We start from the raw sequence: 17,048 nt of genomic DNA, 5'->3' as shown, positions 1-17,048 counted from the left end.
GCACGGGGGTGCGAGCGCCGCATGTCAGACGGCGGCCGCTCCGACGACCCGGGTGAAGGCGGCCAGGGTCGGCGTACCCGCGGCGCGGTCCAGTACGGCGAAGACGATCTCCTCGAAGTGGCCGGCGAAGCGGCCTTCCCCGGTGAGCAGCGCCGTGAACGTGCCGGCCACCTGCTCGGGGTCGTTCTGGAAGACCCCGCAGCCCCAGGCGCCGAGCACGAGCCGCCGGTACCCGGACGCGGCCGCCGTCTCCAGGACCCGCTCGGCGCGGGATGCGAGGGCGGCCGGCAGGCGGCCGGTGTGCTCGGGGGTGCGGCGGCGGACGACGCCCGCGTTGGGCGCGGGCGAGGTGAGGAAGCCGACGGTGAAGGGCTCGGCGAGGAGGGCGCCCCGGTCGTCGCGGAAGACGGGCACCCGGGGCGAGTGGATGACCCGGTCGGTGTAGAAGACGTCCCGGTCCGCACGGTGGTGGGCGTAGTAGTCGGGGGCGCGGAGCAGCGTGGTGTGGAGGGCGGACGAGCGGCAGAGCGCCTCCTCCTGGGCCTGGGCGCCGTTGAGGTAGCCGCCGCCGGGGTTGCGGGCGGAGGCGAAGTTCAGGACGGCCACGGGGCGGGTCGCGTCGGCGGCGGTCATCCGCCGGGCGGCGGCCAGGCTGCTCTCGCCGGTGACGTCGAGGGTGGGCGTCCGGTCGGTGTCGGGGGTGACCGCGACGGGTTCGGGGCCGTGGAGGCGCGTTCCGGCCAGGGCGGCGCTGAGGTCCTCGGCGACGGAGACGGTGCGGCCGTCCGGGGCCCGGTAGCGGCCCGCGGCGACGATCTCCTCGGTCTGCCGCGCGATCGCGCGCAGTCGTGCACTCATGCCCTCAGAATGATCGTTTCGTCCGTCCCGGGGCAACGGGATTTCCCGGGATCCGGCCGGGATCTCCCGGGACTCCGCGGCGGATTTCCGGGGACGGCCGCGGGAGCGGGCGGTTTCGGCCGGACAGGGGCACAGGAGGCGCGTCCGGCGGGTTCGGGGCGCTCTTGCACGCCGCTCGGAGGTGGCTTTAGGTGGAAGCAGCAACTCCCCGGGGCCGGTCCCGACGGCCGGCCCGAAGACCAGGAGGTGTACGGATGTCGTCCAGCGGCATACCGCGCGGCGGCCCCGCTCTCGCCGAGGCGGAGGCGGAGGAACTGCTGCGATGTATCTGCTTCAAGACCGGTCCACCCCGCACCGTGGGGGTGGAGCTGGAATGGCTCGTGCACGAGCTGCGTGACCCCCGGCTCCCCGTTCGGCCGCCGAGGCTCGCGGCGGCCCTCGACACCGTGCGATCCCTGCCGCTGGTGTCGTCCCTGACCTTCGAACCCGGCGGGCAGCTGGAGCTCAGCTCGCGCCCGGCCGGATCGCTCATGGAATGTCTCGACTCCCTCGCCGCCGACCTCCGGGCGGTACGGTCGGCGCTCGGACCGCTCGGCCTCACCCTCAGCGGATACGGCGTGGACCCCTGGCACTCCCCGCGCGGCCGGGTGCTCCACGAACCGCGGTACGACGCCATGGAGGCCGCGCTCGACCGTACGGGCCCGGCCGGGCGGGCGATGATGTGCGACTCGGCCTCGGTGCAGATCTGCCTCGACGCGGGCCTGGAGGAGCCGGGGCCGCTGGGCTACCACCGCCGCTGGCAGGTCGCCCATCTCCTCGGTGCGGTACTCGTGGCCGCGTTCGCCAACTCCCCGCTGCACGGCGGCCGTCGCACCGGTTGGCGGTCGACGCGGCAGGCGCTGTGGACGGACCTCGACCCCCGGCGGACCCTCGCGCCCCTGCCGGACGGGGAGCCGCGCGCCGAGTACGCGGCGCACGTCCTGGACACCCCGGTGCTGTGCGTACGGGCGGACGAGGGGCCGTGGGACGTGCCGGAGGGGCTGACCTTCCGCGATTGGCTGCGCTCGGGCCTGCCGAGGCCGGCCGACGCCGACGACCTGCGCTATCACATGACGACGCTCTTCCCGCCGGTGCGGCCGCGCGGCCATCTGGAGCTGCGGATGGTCGACGCGCAGCCGGGCGCGGACGGCTGGATGGTGCCGGTGGCCGTGACCACGGCGGTGTTCGACGATCCGGCGGCGGCGGAGACCGTGTACCGGGCGGTGAAGCCGCTCGCGGAGCGGGCCGGTTTCGCTCCCGCCCCGCGCAATCCGCTCTGGCTGGCGGCGGCCCGTGACGGCCTGACCGACCCCGAGCTCCATGCCACGGCGCTCACCGTGTTCGCCACGGCTCTGGAGGCGCTGCCCCGGATCGGGGCGAGCGAGGAGGTGCGGCGGGCCGTCGCCGCCTTCCACGAGCGGTACGTGGTCCCCGGGAGCTGCCCGGCCGACGACCTGGAGGTGGTGACGTCATGACGGAGACACGGACCGAGCTCGGCCCCGAGGCCCTGCGCCGGCATGCCCTGGAGGCGCTGACCGCCGCGCGGGCCCGTACGGCCCTGCTCACCTCCTGCGTCGAGGACGGTGAACTCACCGCCCAGCACTCCCCCTTGATGTCTCCGCTGGTCTGGGACCTGGCGCACATCGGCAACCAGGAGGAGCTGTGGCTGTGGCGGGCCGTCGCCGGGCAGGAGGCCCTGCGGCCCGAGATCGACTCCCTCTACGACGCCTTCGAGCACCCGCGGGCCACCCGCCCGTCGCTGCCACTGCTCGCGCCGGGCGAGGCCCGGACCTACGCGGCGGACGTACGGCTCCGTGTCCTCGACGTCCTGGAGCGCGCCGAGTTCGACGAGCGGCCGCTGCTCCACGCCGGCTTCGCCTTCGGTCTGGTCGCCCAGCACGAACAGCAGCACGACGAGACGATGCTGATCACCCATCAGCTGCGCAAGGGTCCTGCCGTGCTGACCGCTCCCCCGCCGCCGCCCCTGCGGAGCGGGCCGCTGCCCGCCGAAGTCCTCGTCCCCGGTGGCCCGTTCACCATGGGGACCTCGGACGAGCCGTGGGCCCTGGACAACGAACGTCCGGCGCACACCCGGGTCGTGCCCGCCTTCCACATCGACACCGTTCCGGTCACCAACGGCGCCTATCTGGCCTTCATGGCCGACGGCGGCTACACGGATCGGCGCTGGTGGCGGCCCGAGGGCTGGGCGCAGATCAGGGAGCACGACATCGCGGCCCCGCTGTTCTGGCGCCGGGACGGCGGCCAGTGGCTGCGCCGCCGGTTCGGCGTGACGGAGCCGGTACCCGAGGACGAGCCGGTCCTGCACGTCAGCTGGTACGAGGCGGACGCGTACGCGCGCTGGGCGGGCCGGCGGCTGCCGACCGAGGCCGAGTGGGAGAAGGCCGCCCGTCACGACCCGGCTTCCGGACGCTCGCGCCGCTACCCGTGGGGCGACGCCGACCCGGGTCCGGAGCACGCCAACCTCGGGCAGCGGCACCTGCGTCCGGCGGCGGCGGGCAGCTATCCCGAGGGCGCGTCGCCGCTCGGCGTACGGCAGTTGATCGGTGACGTGTGGGAGTGGACAGCGAGCGACTTCCTGCCGTACCCGGGGTTCACCGTCTTCCCGTACAAGGAGTACTCGGAGGTGTTCTTCGGGCCGGACCACAAGGTGTTGCGCGGTGGCTCCTTCGCGGTGGATCCGGTCGCCTGCCGGGGCACCTTCCGCAACTGGGACCTGCCGGTGCGGCGCCAGATCTTCTCCGGCTTCCGCACCGCACGCAATGCGGAGCTCGACTGATGTGCCGTCATATCGCGTACGTGGGCGAGCCGGTGGCGCTGGGAGAGCTGATCGTCCGGCCGGAGCACGCCCTGCTGCGCCAGTCCTGGGAGCCGCGTACACAGACCAGCGGTGTGGTGAACGCAGACGGCTTCGGGGTGGGCTGGTACGCCGAGGGTGATCCGGTGCCGGCCCGGTACCGGCGCTCCGGCCCCATCTGGGGCGACCTCTCGTTCGCGGACCTCGCGCGGGTGGTGCGCTCCGGCGCGCTGCTCGCCGCGGTCCGCGGGGCCACGCTGCCGGGCGCCGACGGGGAGGCCGCCGCCGCGCCGTTCGCCGCCGGGCCCTGGCTGTTCAGCCACAACGGCGCCGTCAAGGGCTGGCCGGACTCGCTCACACCGCTCGCCGCGACCCTCCCGGCCGGCGACCTGCTCGGCCTTGAGGCCCGGACCGACTCGGCGCTGCTCTGGGCGCTCGTCCTCCACCGGCTGCGGTCCGGCGACCCGCCGGGGCGCGCCCTGGCCGACACGGTCAGGGAGGCCGCCGAGGCGGCCCCCGGCTCCGGCCTCACCCTGCTGCTCACCGACGGGTCGCTGATCGCCGCGACCGCCTGGGAGAACAGCCTCTGGTACCTGACGGGTCCCGACCGCGTGGTCGTGGCCTCCGAACCGTACGACGACGATCCGCGCTGGCGGGAGGTCCCCGAGCACACGCTCGTGACCGCCACCCGCGCCGACGTCACCCTCACCCCGCTCAAGGAGCCCTCCGCGTGAGCCCGTTCCAGCTGACCCGTACCCTCGCCCCGGACGCCGCCGGCGCCGATCTGCGCGCCGACGTCCTCCACGGCCTCAACCGCTCCCCCAAGGAGCTGCCGCCGAAATGGTTCTACGACGCCCGGGGCAGCGAGCTCTTCGAGGAGATCACCCGGCTGCCCGAGTACTACCCGACGCGGGCGGAGCGGGAGATCCTGGTGGAGCGGGCTCCGGAGATCGCCGCCGCCACCGGGGCCAGGACCCTGGTGGAGCTGGGCTCCGGTTCCTCCGAGAAGACCAGGTTCCTGATCGACGCGCTGCTTCCCGGCCTGGACAGCTACGTACCGGTGGACGTGAGCGAGTCCGCGCTGACCGGGGCCGCGGAGTCGCTGCTCGCCGAGCGGCCGGGGCTGCACGTGCACGCGCTGGTCGCCGATTTCACCCGGGGGCTCGCGCTGCCCGGGACGCCCGGGCCGCGTCTGGTGGCCTTCCTGGGCGGCACCATCGGCAATCTGCTGCCCGGTGAGCGGCGGACCTTCCTGCGGTCGGTCCGGGCGATGCTCACTCCGGGCGACGCGCTCCTGCTCGGCACGGACCTGGTGAAGGACGAGGCGACGCTCGTGGCCGCGTACGACGACACGGCCGGGGTGACGGCCGCCTTCAACAAGAACGTCCTGTCGGTGATCGACCGGGAGCTGGGCGCGGACTTCGATCCGGACGCCTTCGACCATGTGTCGGTGTGGGACCGCGAGCGGGAGTGGATCGAGATGCGGCTGCGGGCCCGCCGCGCGCTGACCGTGAAGATCCCGGAGCTGGATCTCGTGGTGCCGTTCGCGGCGGGCGAGGAGATGCGGACGGAGGTGTCCGCGAAGTTCCGTCAGGCGGGCGTCCGGGCCGAGCTCGCGGAGGCCGGACTCGACCTCGACCGCTGGTGGACCGACAGCGAGGGCAGGTTCGCGCTGTCGCTGGCGACGGCCCGCTGAGCGGCGGCCGCCAGGGCGCGACGGTCCGGGTACAGGGCGCCGGGAAGGGGCTCCCGGAGCCGGACGACCGCGGTGAGCCGGCGGGTGGAGACGACCCGCCACAGTGAGGATCCGAGCGGATCGGCCCCGACGTACGCGGCGGCGTCCGTGGGCCGGTAGTCGATCCGTACCGGCTGCACGGCGCACCCGGCGTCGAGGGCGGCCTGGAACGCGGCCGGGCGGAACCGGCCGCGTTCCCGTCCGCACCAGGTCGAACCCTCGGGGAAGACGACCACCCGGCCGCCGCCCCCGAGCACCCCGGCCATCGTCCGTACGGTGCCGGGCAGGGCCATGATCCCGTCCCGGTCGATGAACAGGGTGCCGCCGAGCGCGGCGAGCGTGCCGAGGAGGGGCCAGCGGCGCACCTCCGACTTGGCCACCATCCGGCCGGGCAGGACGGCGGCGATCAGCGGTATGTCGAGCCAGGAGATGTGGTTGGCGACGACGAGGAGCGGGCCGCCGGCCGGGGCGGCCGTTCCCTCGTACCGGACGCGTACGCCGAAGGCGCGGACCACCGCCCGCATCCAGTGCCGGGCGAGGGCGAGCCGGGTGGCGGCCGGCAGCAGGCCGGAGGCCGGGGCGCACAGGATGCCGAGGAGGACGGTGCCGAGTCCGGCGATGAGCCGGACCACGGCCCGGACGGTCCCGGCCGGGTCCGCCGCACGACCGGGGGCCGCCCCGGGGTCGACGGACCCGGGACGGATGGCCCCGGGATGGGCGGACCAGACGTGGGCGCGCCCGGGGCGGGCGGACTCGGGGTGGGCTGCGCAGTGGCCCGGGGTGCAGGGCGCCGTGGGGAGCCACGGCGAGAGGGCCGTGGTCCCGTTCACCGTGCCGGGGCGAGCGAGAGGAAGTGGTTGAGGTAGCGCGGGTTGGTCCGGCGCAGCGAGAGCAGGACGTAGAGGTCGGCGACGCCGAAGTCGGGGTCGTGCGCGGGGGCGCCGCAGACCCAGGCGCCGAGCCGGAGGTAGCCGCGGAGCAGCGGCGGGAGCTCGGTGCGGCCCTCGGGGCGGGTGATGCCCTCGGGGCTCCAGAGCTTGTGCGGGGTGACCCAGTACTCCTCCGGGGCGAGGTGCTTGGCCTTGACCGTGTCCCAGGTGGCGGCGGCGAGGGTGCCGCCGTCGGCGAGCGGGAGGGAGCAGCAGCCGGCGAGCCAGTTGTGGCCCGTGTCCGTCATGTAGCGGGCGAGCCCGGCCCAGATGAGGGCGATGACGGCGCCGTTGCGGTGGGCCGGGTGGACGCAGGAGCGGCCGACCTCCACCAGGTCGTGCCGGATCGGGGCGAGCCGGGTGAGGTCGAACTCGCTCTCGGAGTAGAGGCGCCCGGCGACGGCGGCCCGGTCGGGCGGCAGGATGCGGTACGTGCCGACGACCTCGCCGGTGGTCTCCTCCCGTACGAGGAGGTGGTCGCAGTACGCGTCGAAGGCGTCGATGTCGAGGCCGGGCTCCGGGCCGTCGAGCCGGGCGCCGAGCTCGCCGGCGAAGACCTGGTGGCGCAGCCGCTGGGCGGCGCGGACGTCCTCCTGGTCACGGGCGAGACCGACGAGGTACCGGGGCGTGGGCTCCTCGGCCCGGGCCTGTGGCGCGGGCTGCTCCACGAGGGGCTGTGCCGCGGGCTGTTCCACGAGGGGCTGGGGCGCGGCCTGCTCCACGAGGGGCTGGGGCTGGGCGGGGACGGCGAGCGGCTGCGCGGGGACGGCGAGCGGCTGCGCGGGGACGGCGAGCGTGGGGGTCGGTGCGGCCATGTCGGGCTCCTCCGGCGTACGGAAGGGGAAGGGGCGGCGCCGGACCGTGTGAGCGGTGGCCCGGCTCCTTACTTCTTCCGTGACCGGCTGGATTCGACATGACCGTCCGGGGGCCCGCGGGTGTGGAGGCGCTGAATGCTATTCGGCGAGGGTGTCCGTGATCGCGGCCGAAGCCTGCTTGGCGGCCTTCAGCGGGTCCTCTCCCTGGAGGACGGCCGTCATGTAGGGCTTGATGGGGTTGTCGCCCTCCACGTCGGCCCACTGCGGGGAGTTGGGAGTGGCCCGGCCGCGCGCGGCGCCCTTGGCCATGACGGCGGTGGCCTCCTGGCCGGCGACGACGGAGGCGAGGCCCTTCTTGTTGGGCACGTAGCCCATGGTGCGGGCGAGCTCGGTCTGCCACTTCTCGCCGGCGAGCGCCTTCACGACGTCGAGGGCGGCCCCTCGCTGGGGCGCGTTCTCGGGGATGATGAGGTCGGACCCGCCGGTGAAGACGGCACAGGGCTGGCCCGCCTTCGCACCGGGTATCGGGAAGTAGCCGAGCTTGTCCTTGAGGCCCGGGTTGGCCTTGAGGATCGCGGCGACCGCGCTGGGCGGGGCGATGAGCTGGGCCACGTCACCCTTGGCGAAGACGTCGGCCTGCGGCGGGTTCTGTTCGTCGGCGTCCTTCGGGCCGGAGCCGAGGGACTGGAGCTCCTTGTAGTAGGCCATGCCGCGCTGCGCCGCCGGGCTGTGGAGCGTGCCGGTCCATTCGCCGCTCTCGTCGGTGGCGAGTTCGCCTCCCTCGTCCCAGATGAAGCCGGCGAGGGTGTACCAGTCCTGTCCGGCGAGGTAGATGCCCTGGGAGCCCTTGCTGTTGAGCTTCTCGGTGTCGGTGAGCCACTGGGCGCGGGTGGCCGGCGGCTTGTCGATGCCGGCGTCCTCGAAGAGGTCCTTGTTGTAGATGACGATGCGGTTCGCCGCGTACCAGGGGATGCCGTACTGGGATCCGCCGATGCTGCCGGGCTCGGCGAGACCGGGCAGCCAGTCCTGGCTGCCGAGGTCGCGGACCGACTCCAGGGTGAGGTCGAAGAGCTTCTCGGTGTCGGCGTACTGGGCGACCTGGGTGTTGCCGACCTCGATGACGTCGGGGCCGCCGGAGCCACGGATGGCCTCGGTGACCTTCTTCCCGATGCCCGTCCACTCCTGGATGGTGACCTGGAGTTCGACGTCGTGCTCGTCCTCGTACGCCTCGGTGAAGCGGTTGAGGAAGTCCTCGCTGACGCTGTCCCGCATGAGCCAGATGTTGACGGTCTTCGTCCCGCCGCCCCCGCCCGGCAGCATCCCGCAGCCGGCGAGGGCGAGCGCGGTGGCGGCTGCCAGGGGGCAGGCCAGATGGCGGTTCTTCACGTAGGTCACCTTCTGCGGTTCAGCACAGGGTCGTGCGGCATGGGGGGCTGACCCGACATGGGGGGACCGAACGGGGTGTTCGCGCGGGTATGTGGCCTGGATTCTGGTCTGGACCAACGGGATGGTCAAGTCCTTGACCATCCCGTTCCGCGCCGTGGACGCACCTTCTGATCCATTACCTACGGTAACTACCCGTCAGTCGCTTTTAGTCGGCCGATTCCCGGTAGCTCATGAACCAGTGCGTGTCGAAATAGCGGGCCAGCGTGTATGGGTGATGCCGGTCGGTGAGGACGCGGCAGACGAACTCCGCGGCCCCGCAGCCGAAGGGGACGTCCCCCATGTCGAAGGACCGGACCACGACGGGCCACCGGTCGGGGTCGCCATCGTCGACCCTCCAGCAGTACAGGTCCTCGTGCTCCGTTCCCGCCCAGATCAACAGGCCCTCCCCCCTGAGATCCACCCACGGCTCCTGGTTCAGGGCCAGGAATCCGTCGAACGCACCCTCCCCGAACGTCTCGACCATGCGCTTGCAGTCGCTCGGCAGCGCACCGCCCAGCCGCGACTCCACCTCCACCCAGTCCACGTCCGGCCGCTGCGCGGGCCGCGTCCAGCCGGTGATCCGACCGAGCCGCTCGGTCCAGTCGACGCCCCCGCTCTCGCCGAGACCCTCGCTCTCCCCCTCGCCCCCGCCCTCATCCGGAGCGACCGGCCAGGGTTCCGGCACCACCCTGCGAGCGACCACATCACCGGCCGCCGGGCCCCCTCGGGCTCCCGCACCGCACCCGTGCCGACCCACCGGTCCCCGCACGCCCACGCCCGTATCGTCACGGCCCGGTCCCCGAAGGGGGCGAGGAGAGCCGCGCCCCTGGAGTCGTCGACGGTCGGATCGGTGAAGCCGTCGAGGACGAGGGTGCGTGGGGCGCCGTACCTGTCGGCGAGCAGGTCGGTCAGTTCCTGCGGGGGCACGTCGTCGGGCAGGTATACGTAGCCGTCCCCCGGCCCGAGTCGGGCCAACAGGTCATCGACGGTCGCTTGCGTGAGATCCATGACGGACAGTGAAGCGCACTGCACAGACACCCGTTCGATTGTCAGTGGTGGGTGAGACCGTAGAGGCATCGAGTCGGAAAGCTCGGAAAGCAGGGGGAGTTGCCATGTCCGGAACCCAGAACTACATCAATCACGTCGCTCTCGTGCTGGATGCCAGTTCGTCGATGTCGCACCTGAGCCGCAAGGTCGTCGACGTCGCCGACCAGCAGATCGCGTACCTCGCCCGCCGGTCGAGGGAGCTGGACCAGGAGACCCGCGTCACGGTGTACGTCTTCGCCGACAAGGTGGAGTGCGTCATCTACGACAAGGACGTGCTACGGATGCCGTCGCTGAAGCAGCTGTACCGGGTCGGTGGAATGACGGCTCTGCTGGCTGCCGCGCTGAAGTCGCAGCGGGAGCTCGCGCAGACGGCCCAGCTGTACGGCGACCACAGCTTCCTGACCTTCGTGCTCACCGACGGGCAGGAGAACGCGAGCCATCGCTGCCCCGATGCCCCCACCAGGGATGCGCGTGCACTCGTCGGGGCCGTGGCCCAGATGATCGAGACGCAGGAGGACAACTGGACGCTGGCCGTCCTCGTACCGGACCAGATGGGCAAGCGCGAGGCCATGCAGAGCGGCTTCCCGAAGGACAACGTCGCCATCTGGGACGCCACCAGCACCCGGGGTCTGGAGGAGGCCGGGCAGGTCATCCAGGAGGCCACCGAGAAGTTCATGGTGGGCCGCACCAAGGGCATCCGGGGATCGCGGGCGGTCTTCTCCACGGGTGCGGACGCGGTGAACAAGGACACCGTCGAGGCGGCCGGCCTCGCTCCGGTGAATCCGTCGGAGTACCAGCTGATCCCGGTGGCTCGTGACGCGGCGATCCGGGACTGGGTCGTCGAATCCGGGCACACCTACCGTACCGGTGGCGCGTTCTACCAGCTGAGCAAGTCGGAGAAGATCCAGGCACGGAAGCAGATCGCGGTGCTGGAGAAGAAGACGGACCGGGTGTACACGGGGCCCGAGGCCCGGGCCCTGCTCGGCCTGCCGGACGTGGAGGCCCGCGTGAGGCCGAACCACAACGAGGACTTCACGATCTTCGTGCAGAGCACCAGCGTGAACCGGAAGCTCGTACCGAACACGCGGCTGCTGCTCATGCTCTGACGCACTGTCGCGCCCGCGCCGCGGCCCCGGACGTCGCTGGGGCCTGTCCGGACCGGATCCGATCCGGCCCGATCCGCCGGTCCGATCAGATCCGGTCCGCCGGACAGGCCCTAGGCGCCCGGCTCTTCCAGCCGGAAGCCGATCTTCATGCCCACCTGGTAGTGCGCGATCTGCCCGTTCTCGACATGACCGCGGACTTCCGTGACCTCGAACCAATCCACTGCGCGCAGCGTTTCGCAGGCGCGAGTGATCCCGTTCCGGATGGCGGTGTCCACGCCTTCCGAGGAGGATCCGACGATCTCCGTGACGCGGTAAACGTGGTCTCCCATGGCGGCCTCTCCTTCGCGTTCCGACTCCATCCACACTGCACGGAACCGGGGACCGCCGCGAGTCGAGGTGGGCCACCCTCCCTCCGTCACGTCGGCGGACTACGGATCTTCATTCATCAGGTCCGGCCCTCCTTCTCCTGGGCGTCCCTCAGCTCATCGGACGGGGTCGCCCACAGGGCGCGTACGACGGGGAAGCCGGCCTCCTCGGCCGCGTCGCAGACCAGCAGGTCGTCGTCGACGAGCATCCTGATCGCACGGTCGGCGCCCAGTCGGCGCAGGATCTCCACCTTGGTCACCCGGGCCGGCCGGAAGTCCCGGTTGCGGCGCATGTGGATCGGCCCCTCCGGGAGCCCCTGCGCGGCCAGCCAGGCCAGGGTGTCCCGCCGACACCGCTCAGGACGTCCGGTGAGGTAGACGATGTCGCACTCCTCGGCCGCCTCGCGGCACAGCGCGACCCCCTCGTCCAGCGGCGGATCGTCCGGCGCCGCCGCGAGGAAGGCGTCCCAGTCCTTGGGGCGCCGCTCCAGGAAGTGCTGTCGGTGGGCGGTCGCGGCGAGCGTGTTGTCGAGGTCGAAGACGGCCAGAGGCCGGTTGTGCGCTGTCACAGGGCCCAGCCTAGGAGGCGGGGGGGGCGATCCCGTTCGCGCCGGGTGCCCTCGACCCGCATGCCCAGCCGCCCCGTCCTCACGTCCAGACGGCTTCTCGCCCCGGCTCCTAAGGAATGGCCAGCGCGCACACGCGGCTGGCGGGGTCGAAGACGCGTAGGTCTGTGATCATCTTCTTGGCCAGCAGGAGGTGGCCGCGCTGGTCCGGGTGCAGCCCGTCACCGAGGAGGCCGAGAGGCACGGAGCCGCCGTTGGTCGCCAACCAATGGGCGTGGTGGTCGATGAGTACGACATCCAGCTCCGCCGCCACCTCGCGCATGATCTGGGCGTAGTCGGCGAGGGCGGCTCGGTTCGGCCATCGGTTCACGTCGACCGGGTTGGGGGTCTGGAACAGCGGTACAGCGCTGCCGGGCAGGGCGCGGACATGTGCCACGAGCCGGCGCAAGTTGGCCCGGTACGCACCGGGGGTGATGGAGGCCGTGGCGGCGTCGTTCGTCCCCAGCATGATCGACACGACCTTGGGCCGGAACGCGGAGACCCTCTCCGCGAACTTGGCGACCAGGTCGTCGGTGGTGCTGCCGCTGACTCCGGTGTCGATGACGAAGTCGCTGTTCTTCGGCTTGCCGAGTTCCCAGCGCACCCGCTCCTGGAAGTGCTCGGAGTAGCTGCGCCAGCCGTTGGTCCACAGCGCACCATGGGTGATGCTGTCACCCGTGGTCAGCCAGACGGCCGGAACATCGGAGTTGAGGATCGAGGAGATCGTGCCGAGGTCGGCGAGGTCGACGCGAGCGCTCTCGGCGGCCACCTCCTGCGCGGACAGTGCACGGTCGTAGACGGCGACGCGCTTGATGGTGCCGGTGTAGAACCATTCGCCGGCCGGATGGTCGCTGTCGAGGTTCCGGGCGATGTTGAGCGCGGTGAGCGGGGAGGCGCCGGCGAAGAAGTTCGCCTGACCGGTGGTGAAGACGGGGCGGCCGTCGGCGTAGAAGACGGTCCCGGCACTGGTGACGGTGATGGCGACCGTGTGGGCGATGCCGTCGTCGTACATGGTGCGCGTGAGGTGGTTCTGCTTGACGACGCCGTTGTCACGGACGGAGAACTGCAGCCTGCCGGCGCTGACGCAGGCGGTGACGTCCGTCGACGGCCGTGTGGGGTCCGAGGCGCTGAGCAGCGTCATGGCGAGGTTGCGGCTCGTCGTGCTGAAGGTGGCCAGGACGGTGCCCGACGCGAGCCCCCGCACCTTCGTGATCTCCGCGGACAGGTCGGTGTACGACTGCCCGTCGTAGGCCCGCTCGACCCGGTGCTCCAGTACGGGCTCCGCCGACGATGCGGCGAAGGCCCGGCTGAGCGGTGCGGCCAGCGTGGCGGTCAGGGTTCCTGCGGCGAGGAGGACGGAACGTCTGCGCACAGTGGTTCCTCTTCGGTGGAAGGTGGCGCTCCTGCCGGAGGGCGGGGCGACGAGGGGGGAGCTGTCCTGCTGAGTTGTCCTGCGGAGCTGTCCTACGGGGCTTGGCCTTGCGGGGCTCGCCCTTGCGGGGCTCGGCCTTGCGGGGCTCGGGGCCCTGCCGCCGGAGCGCGTCCGGCGGCAGGAGTCCCTCGGGTCGTTCAGCCCGCCCGGTGGACGGTGATCCGGTCGATCCGGCCGTCGTACAGCCACTGGGGTCCGCCGTTGTCGACGTTGCGTCCCGCCCACATGCCGTTGAGGCCCGGGGTCTGTCCGAGGAGCGACGGGGTCGTCGTCGATGCGATGCGCACGCCGTCCGCGTACAGCGCGGTGCCCGCGTCGGTGACCGCGACCGCGAGGGTGTGGTCGAGTCCGTCGGCCAGTGACCGGGTGCCGTCGAGCCGGGCGCTGTAGACGCCGCCGGCGCGGGCCTCGAAGTGCGGCACTCCGCCGTTCAGCGAGAGCGTCACGTTGGTCGACGGGGCCGAGGTGTCCGAGGCGGACAGCAGCGTCCCCGCGACGGGGGTCTTCGCGGTGCGGAACCGGACGGTGAGCACGCCGCGGGTGAGCGGCGCGACGTCCGGCAGGGACGTGGTCAGATCGGTGTACGAGGTCGTGCCGTCGAAGTCCTTCGCGAGGGCCGCGTCGAGGGCCTTGGTCCCTCCGACGACGAGCATCCGCGTGGTCGTGGAGGTCCTGGCCGCACCGGACTTGAGGGTGACGGTGAAGTCCTGTTCGCCGGCCGCCGTGCCCGCCGGCGGCAGGACCGGGAAGCGGACCGTGGCGGTGGCGCCCGGGGCGATGGCCGGCAGAGCCTGCTCCGCGGTTCCGGACCAGCCGGCGGGCACGCTCAGCGTCGCTCGGCCGGGGACGCTCCTGAGGTGTCCGTGGTTGGTGACACGCACCTCCACCGTGCCGGGGGCGCCGGCCGTCAGCAGGCCGCCGAGGACGGCGGTCTGCGCGGCGAGCTTCGGGTACCCGGCGTCGGTCGGGCAGTCCACGCCCAGCCAGGAGGCGTTGAAGCGGGCGAAGGTGATCCGCTGGTACGGCCCGGACTCGTAGAGCAGGCCGAAGGTGCCGTCCGACAGTCGGGTGAGGGTCGAGTACGCCGTACCACCGGCCTCGATCACCCTGGACGTCGGCCAGGTCAGGCCGTCGTTGCAGGACATCCGTACCGTCAGGTTGTGACGGGTGGTGGTGCTCGCGGTGTTGCTGAACAGCAGCCAGTGCGACTCCGGCCGCTGGGCGCCCGCGGTGGCGTCGTACCGCATGATCGCCGCGTTGTTGGTGGGGTCGATCAGCTCGTCGTCCGGGACGGGGGTGCTGTAGGTGATCCCGCCGTCGTTCGAGTACGCGATGAGCCGGGTCTTGGCGCTGGAGGTACGGCTGTTGAGCATGATGCGGCCGTCGGCGAGCTCGACGGTCTTGTTCTCGTCCATCAGGGGGCCGACCGGGTTGCCCATCTTCCAGGTGGTGCCGTGGTCGTCGCTGTACGCGCCGGCCGCCCAGATGCTGCCGTCGGCCTTCCGGAAGGCGTACTGCTGCACGAGCCGGCCGGTGGACAGCTGGATACCGGTGCCGGAGGAGGCGAACATGCCCTTCCAGGACGGGTCCTTGATGTCCTGGGTGATCCGGCGGCTCTGCCAGGTGACGCCGTTGTCGTCCGAGTAGGCGTAGTCGGCCTGCAGGGAGTCGGTTGCGCTGTTGCTGTTGCCGGTACCGGAGTTGAAGAAGCCGATGCCCTTGGGGCCGTACGCGTAGAACACGAAGACGCGGCCGGTGACCCGGTCGACGATCAGGCTGGGATCGCCCGCGCCGACGCCGTCGGCGTAGTCCGCGATCGCCTGCGGGGCGCTCCAGGTGCGGCCGTTGTCGGTGCTGCGCCGGACCATGACGTCGAGGTTGCCGGGCAGATCGCCGGCGCTGTCGTTGCGCCGGTCGTACGCGGCGATGAGCGTGCCGTCCGGCAGGGTGTCGAGGGCCGGGATGCGGTAGGTGTGCGCGCCCTGGCCGGAGGTGGCGAGGACGGCGCTCTCATAGAGGGGTTCGTCGGCGGTCAGTCGGCGCTCGCGTGCCGCGGCGGCGGGCGATTCGGCCACCGGGGGCTCTGCGGCCGGGGCCGACGGCGCTCCGAGCAGGCCGGCTCCGAGTGCCAGCAGAAGGATCAGGGAAGCAGAACGGGCGGTTTTCACCGACACCTCCACAACAGATGACAGGGAGGCATCGGACATCAGACGTTGCGGCGAACCTAGGGCTCCCCCAACGGACCGTCAACCCCTTCGCACCGCTCGAAACTCCCCCACATGAACGCTTGCGGGCGGCCGAACGGAACCCTAGAGTCGAGCAGGCATCGGACATCAGACATCTCATGCCTGCTCTTCGACGGATCGTCACCTGATCGTCGTCTCATCGATCTGTCGCCAGATGGTCGACCGCACCCGCCGGATCCATCCGCCGGTGCAGCCGCCTCGGCACGTCGAATCCCACAATCACGACCACCACCAGACTCAGCCCGAACGTCAGCACCGCCAGCGACGTCCCCAGCGCCATGCCCTCGGCCAGCCGAGCCCCGAGCACCGGCGCGACGGCACCGCCCAGCGCGCCCACGTTGTACGTGAACCCCAGCCCGGCCGCCCGCCGCTCCGTCGGGAAGTGCCCTCCGATGTAGCGCGGCAGCAGCCCCGAGATGCCGAAGCTCAGCGCCTGCAGCGCGAACAGCAGCACCCCCAGGAGCGGCAGGTTATCGTCCACCGCGAAGACGGGGAACACGAAGGCCAACGAGGCGAGCAGGGTCCACGCATACGCCCGCGAAGGGCCGAACCGGTCTCCGGTGAACCCGGACAGCCAGCAGCCCGCCATCGTGCCGAACCCGGCAAAGTACAGCACCTGCGCCACCTGCTCCGGCGAGTAGCCCAGTTCGGTCTTCAGGTACGTGGGCAGCAGCGCCTGGATCGGCCAGCTGTACAGGAACGCGGCGAACACCGCCCCGATCAACGCCAGATACAGGGTCCGCCCCCGTCGGCCTCCCAGCTGCACCGCGAACGCCGCCATGACCGAACCCGCCAGGACCGACAGCGCCGCCGTCGCACCGCCCGCCCGTCCGGCGAAGACCGTGAACAGCGCTCCCAGCGCCACAGCCGCGAGCAGCGCGTTGACCACCGCCCGCCGCCGGTCGGCGAAGAGCGGCCGGAAGGGATTCGGCCGGGTGGAGGTCTCCGCCACGGCCTCCTCCCAGTCCTCGGCCTCCGGCAGCGCGCGCCGCACCCACAGGGCCACCACGACCGGCAGCACGCCGAGGTAGAACATCCATCGCCAGCCGTGCTCCGGCACGACGACGCTGTACGTCTCGGCGGCCAGCACGGTGCCCATCGCGTAGCCCGAGATGAGGAACCCGCTGGCCCTCCCCCGCAGCCGGGCCGGCCAGCTCTCCATCACGTAGGTCGCGCTCGCGCTGTACTCGCCGGCCATCCCGAGCCCGATCACCAGCCGCGCCGCGAAGAGGCTCTCGTAGTTCCACGCGAAGCCGCACGCCAGGGTCCCCAGGGAGAACAGCCAGATGCTGATCACCATGGCCGTCCTGCGGCCGTACCGGTCGCCGATCGCGCCCAGGACCGCGCCGCCCAGCCACCGGGTGATGAAGGCGGCCGAGACGAGACTCGCCGCCTCCACGGGGTCAAGACCGAACTCCTCGCTCACCTCGGTGAGCACCAGGGTGATCAGGACGAAGTCGAAACCGTCGAGGAGATAGCCGATCCAGGCACCCGCGAACGCCTTCCAGCGGGCCCGTCCGATCTGCCGGTACCAGGGGCGCGGGTCTCGCGCGTCGTCGTCCACGGTCGACAGCATGAGGGGCGTGGTCCTCTCCGCCCGGGCCCGCCACGCCCGGTGCCGGGCGGGGCGG

Annotated in this window: 15 protein-coding genes; 5 read left to right on the top strand and 10 right to left on the bottom strand. The window is 72.0% G+C overall.

The window, feature by feature from the left end:
* Positions 1 to 24 precede the first annotated feature (24 nt).
* A complete protein-coding gene (locus OG462_RS37230) occupies positions 25 to 858 on the bottom strand; it encodes a TIGR02452 family protein (RefSeq protein ID WP_406064757.1) in 834 nt (277 codons plus the stop codon).
* A gap of 254 nt (positions 859 to 1,112) precedes the next feature.
* Between OG462_RS37230 and egtA the strand changes: the two genes are divergently transcribed.
* The 4 genes from egtA to egtD are packed head-to-tail and all read left to right on the top strand — an operon-like array spanning position 1,113 to position 5,408.
* A complete protein-coding gene (egtA, locus tag OG462_RS37225; protein WP_406064755.1) occupies positions 1,113 to 2,372 on the top strand; it encodes an ergothioneine biosynthesis glutamate--cysteine ligase EgtA in 1,260 nt (419 codons plus the stop codon).
* Positions 2,369 to 3,694 (top strand): ergothioneine biosynthesis protein EgtB, encoded by a 1,326-nt coding sequence (gene egtB, locus OG462_RS37220; protein ID WP_406064754.1) that lies wholly within the window; start codon positions 2,369 to 2,371, stop codon positions 3,692 to 3,694. Before egtA ends, egtB begins: the two co-directional genes overlap by 4 nt.
* A complete protein-coding gene (egtC, locus tag OG462_RS37215; RefSeq protein ID WP_406064752.1) occupies positions 3,694 to 4,446 on the top strand; it encodes an ergothioneine biosynthesis protein EgtC in 753 nt (250 codons plus the stop codon). Before egtB ends, egtC begins: the two co-directional genes overlap by 1 nt.
* Positions 4,443 to 5,408 (top strand): L-histidine N(alpha)-methyltransferase, encoded by a 966-nt coding sequence (gene egtD, locus OG462_RS37210; protein WP_406064750.1) that lies wholly within the window; start codon positions 4,443 to 4,445, stop codon positions 5,406 to 5,408. The genes egtC and egtD overlap by 4 nt, the downstream gene beginning before the upstream one ends.
* On the opposite strand, the gene OG462_RS37205 is transcribed toward egtD, so the two are convergent.
* From OG462_RS37205 to OG462_RS37190, 4 genes are all read right to left on the bottom strand, one after another.
* Positions 5,303 to 6,277 carry a 1-acyl-sn-glycerol-3-phosphate acyltransferase gene (locus OG462_RS37205; protein WP_406064748.1) on the bottom strand — a complete coding sequence of 325 codons (975 nt, stop codon included), beginning with the start codon at positions 6,275 to 6,277 and terminating at the stop codon, positions 5,303 to 5,305. The genes egtD and OG462_RS37205 overlap by 106 nt on opposite strands.
* Positions 6,274 to 7,191 carry a GNAT family N-acyltransferase gene (locus OG462_RS37200; RefSeq protein ID WP_406064746.1) on the bottom strand — a complete coding sequence of 306 codons (918 nt, stop codon included), beginning with the start codon at positions 7,189 to 7,191 and terminating at the stop codon, positions 6,274 to 6,276. The genes OG462_RS37205 and OG462_RS37200 overlap by 4 nt, the downstream gene beginning before the upstream one ends.
* A 138-nt stretch (positions 7,192 to 7,329) precedes the next feature.
* The gene (locus OG462_RS37195; protein WP_406064744.1) at positions 7,330 to 8,577 is read right to left on the bottom strand and encodes an extracellular solute-binding protein; all 1,248 of its coding nucleotides are present in this window, start codon (positions 8,575 to 8,577) and stop codon (positions 7,330 to 7,332) included.
* 205 nt (positions 8,578 to 8,782) lie between these two features.
* Positions 8,783 to 9,304 (bottom strand): hypothetical protein, encoded by a 522-nt coding sequence (locus OG462_RS37190; protein WP_406064743.1) that lies wholly within the window; start codon positions 9,302 to 9,304, stop codon positions 8,783 to 8,785.
* A 424-nt stretch (positions 9,305 to 9,728) separates the two neighbouring features.
* Here OG462_RS37190 and OG462_RS37185 point away from each other — a divergent pair, with 424 nt between their 5' ends.
* Entirely contained in the window at positions 9,729 to 10,769 is a 1,041-nt protein-coding gene (locus tag OG462_RS37185; RefSeq protein WP_406064741.1) for a vWA domain-containing protein, read from the top strand.
* Between the two features lie 110 nt (positions 10,770 to 10,879).
* On the opposite strand, the gene OG462_RS37180 is transcribed toward OG462_RS37185, so the two are convergent.
* From OG462_RS37180 to OG462_RS37160, 5 genes are all read right to left on the bottom strand, one after another.
* Positions 10,880 to 11,098, bottom strand: coding sequence for a dodecin (locus OG462_RS37180; protein WP_406064739.1), 219 nt, complete (start codon positions 11,096 to 11,098; stop codon positions 10,880 to 10,882).
* A 116-nt stretch (positions 11,099 to 11,214) separates the two neighbouring features.
* Positions 11,215 to 11,703: a hypothetical protein gene (locus tag OG462_RS37175; RefSeq protein ID WP_406064737.1), complete on the bottom strand. Its 489-nt coding sequence runs from the start codon at positions 11,701 to 11,703 to the stop codon at positions 11,215 to 11,217.
* A 109-nt stretch (positions 11,704 to 11,812) separates the two neighbouring features.
* On the bottom strand, positions 11,813 to 13,111 hold the full coding sequence (locus OG462_RS37170; RefSeq protein WP_406064735.1) for a GDSL-type esterase/lipase family protein: 1,299 nt from the start codon (positions 13,109 to 13,111) through the stop codon (positions 11,813 to 11,815).
* Positions 13,112 to 13,308: 197 nt separating this feature from the next.
* Positions 13,309 to 15,339 carry an exo-alpha-sialidase gene (locus tag OG462_RS37165; protein WP_406064733.1) on the bottom strand — a complete coding sequence of 677 codons (2,031 nt, stop codon included), beginning with the start codon at positions 15,337 to 15,339 and terminating at the stop codon, positions 13,309 to 13,311.
* A 214-nt stretch (positions 15,340 to 15,553) separates the two neighbouring features.
* The gene (locus OG462_RS37160; RefSeq protein WP_406064731.1) at positions 15,554 to 16,993 is read right to left on the bottom strand and encodes a sialate:H+ symport family MFS transporter; all 1,440 of its coding nucleotides are present in this window, start codon (positions 16,991 to 16,993) and stop codon (positions 15,554 to 15,556) included.
* Between the last annotated feature and the right edge of the window lie 55 nt (positions 16,994 to 17,048).

It is taken from the genome of Streptomyces sp. NBC_01077, assembly GCF_045162855.1.
GTDB lineage: Bacteria > Actinomycetota > Actinomycetes > Streptomycetales > Streptomycetaceae > Streptomyces.
Note: the sequence above shows the minus strand (reverse complement) of the source record. Positions and strands in the feature narration are given on the sequence as shown.

What these genes read in the sequence shown, in the direction of transcription:
- egtC (WP_406064752.1), top strand. Translation starts at nt 3,694, where the DNA reads ATGTGCCGTCATATCGCGTACGTGGGCGAGCCGGTGGCGCTGGGAGAG.
- egtB (WP_406064754.1), top strand. Translation starts at nt 2,369, where the DNA reads ATGACGGAGACACGGACCGAGCTCGGCCCCGAGGCCCTGCGCCGGCAT.
- egtA (WP_406064755.1), top strand. Translation starts at nt 1,113, where the DNA reads ATGTCGTCCAGCGGCATACCGCGCGGCGGCCCCGCTCTCGCCGAGGCG.
- OG462_RS37180 (WP_406064739.1), bottom strand. Translation starts at nt 11,098, where the DNA reads ATGGGAGACCACGTTTACCGCGTCACGGAGATCGTCGGATCCTCCTCG.
- OG462_RS37230 (WP_406064757.1), bottom strand. Translation starts at nt 858, where the DNA reads ATGAGTGCACGACTGCGCGCGATCGCGCGGCAGACCGAGGAGATCGTC.
- OG462_RS37185 (WP_406064741.1), top strand. Translation starts at nt 9,729, where the DNA reads ATGTCCGGAACCCAGAACTACATCAATCACGTCGCTCTCGTGCTGGAT.
- OG462_RS37160 (WP_406064731.1), bottom strand. Translation starts at nt 16,993, where the DNA reads ATGCTGTCGACCGTGGACGACGACGCGCGAGACCCGCGCCCCTGGTAC.
- OG462_RS37200 (WP_406064746.1), bottom strand. Translation starts at nt 7,191, where the DNA reads ATGGCCGCACCGACCCCCACGCTCGCCGTCCCCGCGCAGCCGCTCGCC.